Origin of the sequence: Cognaticolwellia aestuarii (assembly GCF_002000025.1) — a bacterium.
Classification (GTDB): Bacteria; Pseudomonadota; Gammaproteobacteria; order Enterobacterales; family Alteromonadaceae; genus Cognaticolwellia; species Cognaticolwellia aestuarii.
In genome coordinates, this window is sequence record NZ_MUZV01000002.1 from 301387 (window position 1) to 313548 (window position 12162).

8 protein-coding genes are annotated in these 12162 nt (G+C 40.6%); all 8 read left to right on the plus strand.

Annotated features, from left to right (window positions below; all coding sequences use genetic code 11):
* The first annotated feature begins 105 nt into the window (after positions 1 to 105).
* The 8 genes from recC (at position 106) to B0169_RS04620 (ending at position 12061) form a co-directional block, all read left to right on the plus strand.
* A complete protein-coding gene (recC, locus tag B0169_RS04585; protein ID WP_077284776.1) occupies positions 106 to 3849 on the plus strand; it encodes an exodeoxyribonuclease V subunit gamma in 3744 nt (1247 codons plus the stop codon).
* Positions 3846 to 7616, plus strand: coding sequence for an exodeoxyribonuclease V subunit beta (gene recB, locus B0169_RS04590; RefSeq protein ID WP_077284777.1), 3771 nt, complete (start codon positions 3846 to 3848; stop codon positions 7614 to 7616). Before recC ends, recB begins: the two co-directional genes overlap by 4 nt.
* Positions 7582 to 9690 (plus strand): exodeoxyribonuclease V subunit alpha, encoded by a 2109-nt coding sequence (gene recD / locus B0169_RS04595; protein ID WP_235838469.1) that lies wholly within the window; start codon positions 7582 to 7584, stop codon positions 9688 to 9690. Before recB ends, recD begins: the two co-directional genes overlap by 35 nt.
* A 48-nt stretch (positions 9691 to 9738) precedes the next feature.
* Positions 9739 to 10332, plus strand: a complete 594-nt coding sequence (locus B0169_RS04600) for a DUF3087 family protein (protein ID WP_077284778.1) — start codon at positions 9739 to 9741, stop codon at positions 10330 to 10332.
* 24 nt (positions 10333 to 10356) lie between these two features.
* Positions 10357 to 10740 (plus strand): VOC family protein, encoded by a 384-nt coding sequence (locus B0169_RS04605; RefSeq protein ID WP_077284779.1) that lies wholly within the window; start codon positions 10357 to 10359, stop codon positions 10738 to 10740.
* A gap of 127 nt (positions 10741 to 10867) precedes the next feature.
* Positions 10868 to 11128 (plus strand): DUF5062 family protein, encoded by a 261-nt coding sequence (locus B0169_RS04610; RefSeq protein ID WP_077284780.1) that lies wholly within the window; start codon positions 10868 to 10870, stop codon positions 11126 to 11128.
* Positions 11129 to 11247: 119 nt separating this feature from the next.
* Complete coding sequence (locus tag B0169_RS04615; protein ID WP_077284781.1) at positions 11248 to 11427, plus strand: DUF2986 domain-containing protein; 180 nt, start codon at positions 11248 to 11250, stop codon at positions 11425 to 11427.
* Between the two features lie 109 nt (positions 11428 to 11536).
* The gene (locus B0169_RS04620; RefSeq protein WP_077284782.1) at positions 11537 to 12061 is read left to right on the plus strand and encodes a P-loop NTPase family protein; all 525 of its coding nucleotides are present in this window, start codon (positions 11537 to 11539) and stop codon (positions 12059 to 12061) included.
* The last annotated feature ends 101 nt before the right edge of the window (positions 12062 to 12162 follow it).

The window sequence follows — 12162 nt, forward strand, 5'->3', positions numbered from 1 at the left end:
TGTAATCAAAACAAAATTTAGCCGTGAAACTCAACAGACTCTAGTGTTCTTGTGCTTGATGTGGTTAAATTTAACCATAAGAAAAATGGCTAAAAAGGTGCGCATTTGTTCTATCTTTATCCTGCTAATAAAATGGAAAATTTATTAGTTCTGCTTGATAAAATTCAGCAGCTTTCCCCACTTCCTGTTTTCGCTCAAGATACTGTTATCGTACAAAATGCTGGTATGCAACATTGGTTGAATATGTCGCTTGCTGAGCAACGCGGTATCAGTATGAATATGCGCTATGCGCTGCCATCACAGTTTTTATGGAATTTAATTCGAAACTTAGCCAGCGATGAAGATGTCCCTGAGCAATCGCCTTATTCGCGTGAAGTTCTCGCTTGGCGAATTGACACCTTACTGGCCTCAAGTGAAGTTACCAGTGACGAGTGCTTTCAAGTCGCAACTCAATATTGGCAAGCCAATAGCGCTGACAACGACGGCGAAAATAGCAGTTACAGTGATGCTGAGCAGTTAAAGCGTTATCAATTAGCTTGTCAGTTAGCTGATTTATATGAACAATATTTAATATTCCGTCCTGAGTGGATCCACGATTGGCATCAAGGTGTATTTAACGCTTTTGACCAAGCTGACAATACAAGTTCAGCAGGTTTAACAAGCGCTTCGAGCTCAAATATGAGTGGGCAGAGCCTTGAAAGTAATGCGGTTTGGCAAGGTAAATTGTGGTATTTACTGGTGCGTGAACAACCCTATGATCCTCGTGAGTTAGTTGCGTTAGCAATAAAGAATTTAAGCAATACTGAAAAACTAAAAGCGCAAATATTGCCACAACGTTTATCGTTTTTCGGTATTAATGCCATGGCACCGCTTTGGCTTGAATTTATCAATGCGCTTAGCCAGCAAATTGATGTGCACTTTTTTCATTTAAATCCCTGTTACGCTTATTGGGGGGACGTGGTGACAGAAAAAAATGCCATTGAAGCTTGGCTTAAAGGCACCGACTTTTCTCACCAAGAAAGTGCTGATTTAGCCGATGTAAACCTGCAAGTTGGCAACCCGTTGTTAGCTAACTTAGGCCAGCAAGGGCGTGAGTTTATGGCGCTGTTGTACCAATACAGTACCATTAATATTGACGTCTTTGAGTCAGCCGTTGCTGACATGGCCGACTTAGCCACTGAGCAAGTAAACAATGAGAAAGCAAACAGTGAGCAAGCAAGCAGTGAGCAAGCCCAACCAAGTCTTGATGAACGCAAGCAAGCGAGTGTTTTAGCCTGTGTGCAAGAAGATATTTTATCGCTCTTGGATGCCCGTCACCGTACGCCCAATATGTATCAAGAGGCGCCAAAAGTAGACGGCTCAGTTTTGATCACCAGTGCCCATAGTGCGCTGCGTGAAGTACAAGGTTTACACGATTGGTTATTACACCAATTTAATCAAGATAAAAGCTTAACGCCAAAAGATGTACTCGTGATGTGTCCGCAAGTAGAGCAATACGCACCCTACGTTAATGCCGTGTTTACTCGAGGTTGGCAAGATATTGCTGATGAAGTGCCGCCATTGCCATGCTCAATTGCCGATCGTATTAGTAAAGACGCTGAGCCCTTAGTGGCAGCATTCTCACAATTATTAACCTTGCCTGATAGTCGCTTTCAAGTGTCAAGTTTAATTGCCTTATTGCGTTTGCCTGCTATGCAAGCTCGCTTTGCTATTAACCTTGATGATATTGAAAAAATTACGCATTGGCTTGAATTATCAGCAGTACATTGGGGCCTAGATAAGGCCCATAAACAACAAGTTTTATCTCAAAGCTCAGCCACAACGTTTGATGACGCCACTGACAGTTTTACTTGGCAGCAAGGGTTAAGTCGCTTGATGCGTGGTTTTGCTTTTGCCGATCACAATGTTATTTATCAAAACCAACTGCTGCTACCAACAATTGAAGGTAGCGACAGTGAATTGCTTGGTAAGTTAATGTTAATTATTGAGCAACTACAACTGACCGCTGCCAAAATGTCCAAAGCACGCAGTGCGACGCAATGGCAGCAATTTTTGTTTGAGCTTTTAACGCAACTGTTTGATGACGAAAATGATAATGGTTTGGCTATTGTCCGCTCGGCTATCGAATCTTTAGTGGAATATTGTCAGCACGCGGGCTACCACACTGATATTAGTTTAGCGGTTATTCGCGATTTTCTTAATAATCACTTTAGTCAGCCCGATCCAGGTCGCCAATTTATGATTGGCCAAGTGACATTTTGCTCTATGCTGCCTATGCGTAGTATTCCGTTTAAAATTATTGCGGTTTTAGGCTTAAATGATGGTGAATTTCCGCGTCAACGCCAACCGCTGAGTTTTGATTTAATGACCACAACTCCGGCGCAACTTGGCGATAGATCACGCCGTGGCGATGATCGGTACTTATTTTTAGAGGCGATAATTTCAGCTCGCCAAGCTTTATATTTAAGTTTTCAAGGTAAAAACATTAAGAATAATAAAGATCGTCAGCCTTCGTTAGTATTGAAAGAGTTGATGGAGTACCTGGCGCGAGGCTATGGCTGGCATTTGCTTGGGTTAAACAGTGACAGTGAAGTTAATACATTAAGCCAAGTTAGGCAGTTGCCGATGCAAGCGTTTAGTGAACAAAACTATTTAGGGCAATTTGCCAGCTTTGATGCCAACTGGCTAAATTTACGCCGAGAAAATCCAGCACCAGCGACAGCAATAAAGCCTGATGATACAGACATAAATGAGCAGACTGGCCTAGATAAACCATTTGATGCAGAAACTAGTGAAGTGATTCGTGAAGCGCACTTGGTCGCTAGTGAACTTATTCGTTTTTATCAACATCCAGGGCGTTATTATGCGCAAAAGGCACTTTATTTGTATTTAGATAATACCAACACCTTGATCAATGATGTCGAACCTTTTGTCCCTAATCATCTTGATAGTTACCTGCTCAGACAAGACTTGCTTAGTTATTATTTAGCACCAACACAAAGTAAGCAAAGTTGTCAGGAGTTATTGCTCAGTGCCAAACTTTCGGGCAGTTTGCCGGATCTACCCAGTACCGATGAGCTAATAAAAGGCTGGCAACAAGACAGCGAAAACTTTAGTCAGTTTATTATTACTGAGCTGGCGCAAGGTGAAGACTTAATACTGACTCCGATCGATTGCAGTGTTACGCTGAATTTAGCGCACTTTCTCAGCAATAATCTTGCTGGCAGCTCAGAAAATACCTCATCAACAGCGCTGGGGGTATTCTCAGCAGACGAGTTGGCTATATTAACCGCCGTGTTGCCTCAACGCTTAACGTTAAGTACTAAACTAACCTTAGTGGCTAACAAAGCGGTGTTTTATCGCAGTAGCAGTGCCAAAGCTAAAGATTTATTTACCTTATATTTGCATCAATTGATTATTCAAGTCGCGCAAACTGATGCGGCAACTCATGAGTTATTTGCTGCTATCACGGCAACGCATGGTTATTACTTTGACACTAAAAGTCAGAAACCGAGTCAATTTTATTTTAGTGAACTTGTTGATGCAAAAACACAATTGTTATGCTTAGTGGCGAGTTACTTTTTAGGCCAACATCAGCCGTTGTTACTTAACGGAGATCTTGCTGAAAAAGTACGAAAGAGTAAAGTGTTTGAGCAAGCACAGTTTGAACAGTTTTGGACTGACAGTAATAGCTTTCAAGCCTTTGGTGATGAGCCTTACATACAGTATTTTTGGCGAAAATGCCCCGACTTTGACGACATATCGCCGCGATTACTCGCATTGTATCAACCTATGTTCGATGCTTTGCAGACCGTTAAAGTAACGGCCAAGTCGGGAGCATTGTCATGAGTACAGCCATGAGCACAGCCATGAAAAATTTAAATGCTAATACCATTGCATTGCAAGGCAAACATTTAATTGAAGCCAGTGCCGGTACCGGTAAAACACACAACATTACCCGTATATTTCTTCGGCTGTTATTAGAGCGCGAATTACCGATAGAACAAATTTTGGTGATGACCTTTACCAAAGACGCCACTGAAGAAATTCGCGGTCGTATTGATGATTTTATTCGAGAAAGTTTGCACAGTTGGGACAGTTTAGTGGTTGAAGACGACTACTTTAAAACCTTAAGTAACAATCTGTTAGGTAAAGGTATCGGCGCGAGTGAAGTAAAAGCCAGATTAACCCAGGCCTTACTTTATATCGATGAAGCCGCCATTTTTACCATTCATGGCTTTTGTAAGCGTGTGTTAAATCAATACGCCTTTGCCAGCGGTATCAGCTTTAATGCGCTGATGGAAACAGACACCCAAGACATTACGTTAGAAGCCTGCCAAGATTGGTATCGTGTGTTAGCCTTAACCAATGAAAATAATAATCAAGACTTTCGGTTAGTGGCTGAGTTTTGGTCTGAGCCGAATAGCTTTATTAACCAATTCTCCAAGGCTTTAACGACAGAAAATGCCCTGCATGTGCAAGATCCTGAAAATATTAGCGTTGAATTTAAAGGTTTAGTTGAACAAGCGATTGCCAGTTTACAGGCAAATAATACCTTGTTAACTGAAGCACTGATCGAGGTTAAAAAGGGCACTGAACGAGAAAAACGTCAACAAGAATTAGCCCAATTATTGACTTGGCTAGCTGCACTTTCGGCTGATGTTGAAGGTCAACACGGTAAGATGCCCGACGCATTTATTGATGGTCGCCGCTTTGGTCGCTCTAAACTGAAAGCTGAATTAGTTGAAGCTTTTGCTAGCGTTAATCAAGTTAAAAAACAGCATCCGGAGTTGGCAAAGCAACTGAACCGCGCCAAAGCCTTGTTAGTTGTCAGAGCAGGTATTTATCATATTAGGGCAGAAATCACCCGTAAAAAACTACAAGCCAATGTCATGGGCTTTGATGACTTGATCAGTACTTTACATCACTGCTTAGCGAATGAACCTAATCAAGAATTAGCCAATAGTATTTTTTCACAATTTCCCGTGGCGTTAATTGATGAATTTCAAGATACCGACCCACAACAATTCTCTATTTTAAAAGCAATTTATTATCATCAAGCCAACGCTGCGCTTTATATGATTGGCGATCCTAAACAAGCGATTTATGGCTTTCGTGGTGGTGACATATTTGCCTACCTGTCAGCACGTAACGACTGTGATTATCAATGGCTGATGGATACTAATTGGCGCTCAAGTGCTGCTATGGTAACCGGATATAATCGCTTGTTTTATGGTAACGACTTATCGGCTGATGCAGTTGATGTGTTTGGCTATCAAATTCCTTATTTACCGGTGAAAGCCTCGCCTAATGCCCATGAAAAGCTGTTTGCAGATAGCGAGTTTAATGCGCTGCAATTTATTCATTTTAATGTTGAACAAGAAGGCAGTAGTAAAGACGGTAAAGCCAAAGCGGTAAAGCAAAGTTACCGCGGGAATATGGCCAGCTGGTGTGCCAATGAAATAGTTCGATTGTTGGCGAGCCAAAATGCCAATATTGGCAGTGGTGATATTGCGCTATTAGTACGCGATGGCACTGAAGCTGCGGCAATAAAACAGGCATTAAATGAATGCGGTTTAGCCAGCGTGTTTATGAGTAACCGGGCAAACTTATTGCAAAGTGATGAAACCAAACATTTATTACAAGTGCTGCAAGGCATACTGTTTCTTGAAAATGATCGCTTATATACCGCGGCATTAGCTAGCCCGTTAATGGGCTTTGATCGTGAAAAATTATTACAATTACAGCATGATGAACCGCAGTGGCAAAAATTAAAAATTAGTTTTGAGAAACTGCGTAATGAATGGCAATTCAAAGGCTTTATCAGTATGGCGTTGCAGTTAATGCATCAACATTTTCATATTGATGTCGGCGATAATGCTGATAGTTATGGTGCCAACAATAATGCCGATCGCATGTTAACTAACCTGTTACATTTGTTTGAATTACTTCAAGGGGCAAGCCAACGTCATCGTCAGCCACAAGAGTTGCTATTTTGGTTTGAACAACAAAGCCAAATTGATAACCCTGAAGTTGAAGCCGAACTACGCTTAGAAAGTGATGAAAACCTGATCCGTATTATCACTCAACATGGCTCGAAAGGCATGGAATATCCAGTGGTTTTTGTGCCTTTTGCTACCCGCCATAAAGATCCGCTTAAATTTGGTAACCGTAATGTCAGTTTTATCGAATATCATGATGAAAATGGCGTGTTACAGCATAGCTTAGATGGCAGCGTAGCAGCGCGAGCGACGATGGCTGAAGAAGCCTATGCAGAAGCTATTCGTTTACTTTATGTGGCGGTAACTCGTGCGGAGAAACGTTGTTATATTCTCAGCACGGGCTTTGAACATTTTGAAAAATCGCCTTTAGGCAAAACCTTAAAATGGACTGCTGATAGTGATATAGCGACAAGTTTACAACAATTGGTACAAGACAATCCGAGTGAAATAGCACTTACCGTGTTAGATAATTATTTGTCTGATGAATCGACTGACAATCAGTTAGATCATCAGTTAGCTAATCAGCACGAAAATAAGGTTAGCTCCGACCTTGCCAGCACGGAGAAGCCGCAGCCAGCGGTGGCGCGTTTTAACGGTAAAATTGAACGTGATTGGTGGCTAAGCTCATTTTCTGCCTTAAGTAAAAACTTACGTCACAATGGTGTTTCTGCGCCGGATAGAGATAATCAAGATGGTGTATTGGCAGCTGGAGATAACGAACTAGAATCTAGCCTTAACCCACATTTAAATCCGCTTAACAACAATAACAGTCAAGAATTGCGTTTTACCTTAACCAAAGGTGCACAAACCGGTAATTTATTACATGACATTTTAGAGCAAACAGATTTTTCAGCCCCTGATTGGCAAAAAAGTTGCCATTGGCCACTGGTTAAATACGGTGTTATCGATGCAACTGCAGATACCGTTAAACAAGTGAATGATGATGCGAAAGGTGTTAGTGCATTAAGCTCACAAGAACATAGTGAAGCACGATTGATACAATGGTTAGAAGCCATATTACATACGCCTTTAACTGACAGTCGTGATTTGTCACTAGCACAACTTAAGCCGTCAGATACCTTACGTGAAACTGAATTCTATTACCCGATGCGTTCAGCCAGTAGTAGTCAATTAACCAAACTGCTGACCGAACATAGAAATACCCGTAAAGACAATGCCCTTAATAGCGTCAGCTCAAGTCGGCATGGGCATAGAGTCCATTTACCTTCTTATCAGCAGTTAAAAGGTATGATGCATGGTTTCATCGATTTAATTTTTCATGCCGACGGTAAATATTATGTTTGTGATTACAAGTCTAGCCATTTGGGGGATCAGTACAGTGATTACAATGATTCAGCTATGCGACATAATATTGAGAAAAGTCACTACGATTTACAATATCTTATTTACGCCTTGGCATTACATCGACATTTAAAATATGCCTTAGCCGATTACGATCCTAAGCAACATTTTGGTGGTATTTATTATCTTTATTTACGTGGTATGAGTGATCAAGCTGAGCATCATGGTTGTGGGGTTTATTATCGTCAAATAACCTTGGCAGAATTAGAACAGTTAGATGATATTTTTGCCGGAGAAAGTGCCCATGCCTGAACTTGCCAATAAGCTCAATCACTCAACAATGGAAATTTATAGTTCATTTAATCAAGCAGCAAGTCATCTAGTGGGTTTAATGGCCGTTGACTATTTTTTTGCTAAAGAAATCAGCCAAAGTATAGCCTTTACGGCGCCAAGTACTTCAGCCAGCGCATGTTTTAGTGAAAAGCTACAAGCTGATCAACAACAATGGTTTCATTTACTTATCGCCTTAAGTGCGAGTTTAAGAGAGGGACATAGCTGCTTGCCGTTGGTGGAAGTCGCAGGTAAACGACTTTTTAGTGACGGCACAAATTTAGACCACAGTGGCAGCATTAATACTCATATAAGCCAAGCGACTAAAGAGCATGTTACTGGATTTTTATTTAGTGATATTCAGTCGCTAAGGGCATTATTAGCACAATTGCCGTTAATAGAAAGCGAGCAACAGCCCATAGTACTCAGCCACGGGCGGCTTTATTTACGCCGTTACTATCAATTTGAGCAAGAATTAAAACAAGTTGTCGCCGCGCGTAGAATGATATCTTCTCAGGTTACTGCTGATAACGCCCATAATGGCAAAATTGATGCTGAGCAGGTAAAAAATATTATCGCGGCATTATTTCCCGAGTTGGCAACTCAGCAAGAAGCGGGTAATAGTGAAATTGATTGGCAAGCCGTGGCGGTAGCCAATGCCATGAATAAAGATTTTGCTATTATTGCCGGGGGCCCAGGCACAGGTAAAACCTATACTGTGACAAAATTACTTGCGGCTTTAGTGATGCTTGCGGGTGTTCATGTCAATAGAGAGGTAAGTGAAGAAAGCACGCTACCGCGCATAGCGTTAGTTGCACCAACCGGCAAGGCAGCACAGCGTTTATCTGAGTCGATCACCGATGCAGTCAAAGGCTTTCGCGGTAAAATTGACGATAAGGTGTTAGACCTTATTCCTGAGCAGGCGCAAACCCTTCATCGATTGTTGGGGGTTATTCCTGAACAGGTTAACTTTCGTCATCATCAAGAAAACTTACTGGCCATTGATACTTTACTGATTGATGAAGTTTCCATGGTTGATTTACCCATGATGACGCGTATCTTTCGTGCCTTGCCTGCAAGCACAAAAGTGATTTTACTCGGTGATGCTGATCAATTGCCTTCGGTTGCTGTTGGCAGTGTTTTAGCCGATTTTGCGCCACGACCTCATCCAGGCTATAGCCCTGATAATTATCACTATCTCGCACAAGTCACCGGTTACCAAACCCTGACTCAAGATAATAAATCGATTAACGACAATGGCCAATACAGTAACGCTGACTGCGTAACTTTTTTAATGAAAAGTCGCCGCTTTGATGGTGAAGGGGCTATTGGGCGCATGGCTAATTATGTTATTAAAGGCCAACACCAAGCAAGCTGGCAATTATTGCAGCAGAGCGAGACGGCAGGTGATGAGAAGCAACTAAGCTTGTTATCGGGTGATATTGACACTTGGTTAACACCACTTGTTGAGCAATATTACTTACCGTTAAGCCAATGCGACAATATTGAAGAGGCTTTTGCTTTATTGGCAAAATTTCGAATTTTATCGTCAACTCGAAAAGGGCCACAAGGGGTTGAATATCTGAACACGCGGGTGATTGATATTTTGCGTGATAAAGATGCGATTGCAACTAATCGTTTTGACTCCAATTATGTTTTATATCCGAGTCAACCTATCATGATCAGCGAAAATGACTACCGTTTAGGGGTTTTTAATGGTGATATTGGCTTATTGTGGCGTAATAGCCAAGGACACTTAATGGCAGTTTTTGAGAACGCCAATGGCGATTATGACTGGATATTACCTTCACGATTACCGAAGTTTGACACTGTTTATGCCATGACCATCCATAAAACCCAAGGCAGCGAATTCAATCATGTTGCTATGGTATTGCCTGAGCAAAAAGACAATAAGTTATTGTCGCGAGAATTACTATATACTGGCATCACGCGAGCAAAGCTGCAATTGAGTATCGCGAGTAACCAACAAGTTTGGCAAACTGGTGTTAGTCAGCAAGTAAAACGCCATTCTGGCTTAGCAACAGATGCTATTTAAGTGCATAAAATCACCACTATTGATAACCTTTAAGAAGTAAATGAAGACATGAAGTTAAAAGACATTGAAAAATCTGTATATCGCAAACATCTAAATATTATCATTGTAAGCTTTATCACAAGTTTACTTATTCTGGCTTTGGCCTACGGACAAGGCTTGATCATGCTATTTGCTGACAGCACGTTCAATAGCCCAGAGCCATCAGTATTAGTTGCGGGCGAAGTTTCGGGTACAGTGACTGAAGAAGCGGCAAATGGCGCAACGACAGCAGAGAGTAATTTTCGCTACAATTTTCTTGGCGTATTATTGGCATTACTAACTTGTGTATTTGCTTTACATCGATTACGAACCAGTACATTTTTTAGTGAAGTGTATTATGTTTGGCAAGTAAAGCAGCAACAAAATTTAATCTATCGTAAACTGAAAAAAATCAAAGCAGCAGCTGATAATGAAGATGTTAATGCCTTGATAATTTTGCAATTTTATTATGCTAGTTTAAATCAAATATACTTACTTGATGATAATACACTAACAATTTCTAAACTAAATAAAGATATCAGCGAATTAAATACTCGCATAGAAAATAAAAATTTAACTATATCAACCGATCAGTTTGATAAATCAATGCTGTCTGATTACTAAAACACCACTACAAGGAAATACACTATGATAGGTTACGTAACGTTAGGCACAAATGATTTAGCGCGTGCAGTGGCATTTTATGACGAGTTGTTTGCCACTATAGGGGCAGGGCGTTTTTTAGAAACTGAACAGTTTATAGCTTGGTCAAGAGACCCAGAGCAACCGGGTTTAGCTGTTACTAAACCTTTTAATGGGCAGCCTGCTAGTGTTGGTAATGGTGTTATGGTTGCCATTCAACTTAACTCTACAGCAGAGGTGGATGCTTTCTATCAAAAAGCACTTGAGTTAGGGGCAACATGTGAAGGCCCCGCAGGCCCTCGCGCCGAAATGGCAGGTTTTTATGCAGGCTACTTTCGAGATTTAGATGGTAATAAGCTTAACGGCTTTTATTTAGACATGCCCGCGTAAAGTTATTCGATTATTAAGTGTTGGCCTGAGCTTTAACGTTTAAGGGCTAATACTTACAGGGCCTAATACTTAAAGGACCTGATACATAAGTTTTGTTATTAATGGTAAAAAGGATCACTCTCTGCCAATGAAAAAATTGAAAAATGAAGCCGAACTGTTAAAAAAAGCCATTGTTATTGGTGAAGGCTACGCTAAAAATAGAGGTTACAAAGGTTTTTCAGCCACTAATGCTGCGAAAGAAAAAATTGAAAGCTTATATCGTTTGTTGGTAAATGATAAACTTATTCAACCGTTACCAAAAGATGGTGAAGATTTAGCAAGTATGAAGCACAAATTAGCTTTATGGATTGCCAAACAGTTACCAGCTGATCATCCATTACTTAAATAGCCTGAGCGAAATAACCCTTACTGGCTCGTGTGTTAATTCAATCAGCTTACTAAGCTGATTGAATTTTATAATCAGGCATTCATATTAAAATTAATCATCAAAATAAGTAAACCCGCACTATGAATCGTAAAAAGAAAATCAATCAAGTTTTAAAAGCTAAAGTTAAGAAAATGAATGCTAAGCAGCAAAAAAGTAATAAGCCTAAGTATATATCTAAGGCAGAACGAGCGGCTATGGCGGCAAAAGAAGCGCAAGCGGTTCACTCATCTGATGATGAAAGTGCAAAGCCGACAGAGTAAAAGTACTTTCTGTATTAAGTCAATAAACTCACTAAGCCATTCAAGTTATCCAAGCTATTCAAGCTAAGCAAAGCAAACAAAATATGAATGATTTACCGTAGGACAATTTATGCCAAACCATACAACATCAGTAAAAAAAGTCGTTATTTTTGGTAATTCAGCCTCGGGTAAGTCTAGTTTAGCAAAAAAGCTAGCAAAGCAAGAGCAGCTTGCGCATTTGGATTTAGACACCTTAGCTTGGTTACCTGCTGCTTCAGCTACATCGCTACCGCAACGTCAACAACTTGATGTTTCAATGACAGAAATTAAGACTTTTATTGAGCAACATAACGCTTGGGTGATAGAAGGTTGCTACAGTGATTTATTAGCACCGATATTGACAAATTGTAGCGAAATTATATTTCTTAATTTACCGATTGAGTCTTGTATCGATAATGCGAAAAATCGACCGTGGGAAGCTCATAAGTATGAGAGTAAGGCAGCACAAGATGCTAACTTGGCGATGTTAATTGACTGGATTGCACAATACGATCAACGTACTGATAGTTTCTCTAAAGCCGCGCATCAAGAGCTTTATGACAGCTTTAGTGGCAATAAACAGCAGTTCTTCAGCAATCAAAATGCTAGTCGTTAATTGATATCAGTTAATTGATAGCGGTTGATTCCGCAATAGGTAAGCTATTGGTAAATCAATCGAGTAAGATAAAGTTATCAAGTGACCGCTAGCAAATCCCC

Excerpts from the sequence above, each read along its gene's own strand:
- B0169_RS04605 (WP_077284779.1), top strand. The coding sequence starts at position 10,357 with ATGATAGGTTACGTAACGTTAGGCACAAATGATTTAGCGCGTGCAGTG.
- B0169_RS04620 (WP_077284782.1), top strand. The coding sequence starts at position 11,537 with ATGCCAAACCATACAACATCAGTAAAAAAAGTCGTTATTTTTGGTAAT.
- B0169_RS04610 (WP_077284780.1), top strand. The coding sequence starts at position 10,868 with ATGAAAAAATTGAAAAATGAAGCCGAACTGTTAAAAAAAGCCATTGTT.
- recB (WP_077284777.1), top strand. The coding sequence starts at position 3,846 with ATGAGTACAGCCATGAGCACAGCCATGAAAAATTTAAATGCTAATACC.
- recD (WP_235838469.1), top strand. The coding sequence starts at position 7,582 with ATGATATTTTTGCCGGAGAAAGTGCCCATGCCTGAACTTGCCAATAAG.
- B0169_RS04615 (WP_077284781.1), top strand. The coding sequence starts at position 11,248 with ATGAATCGTAAAAAGAAAATCAATCAAGTTTTAAAAGCTAAAGTTAAG.
- B0169_RS04600 (WP_077284778.1), top strand. The coding sequence starts at position 9,739 with ATGAAGTTAAAAGACATTGAAAAATCTGTATATCGCAAACATCTAAAT.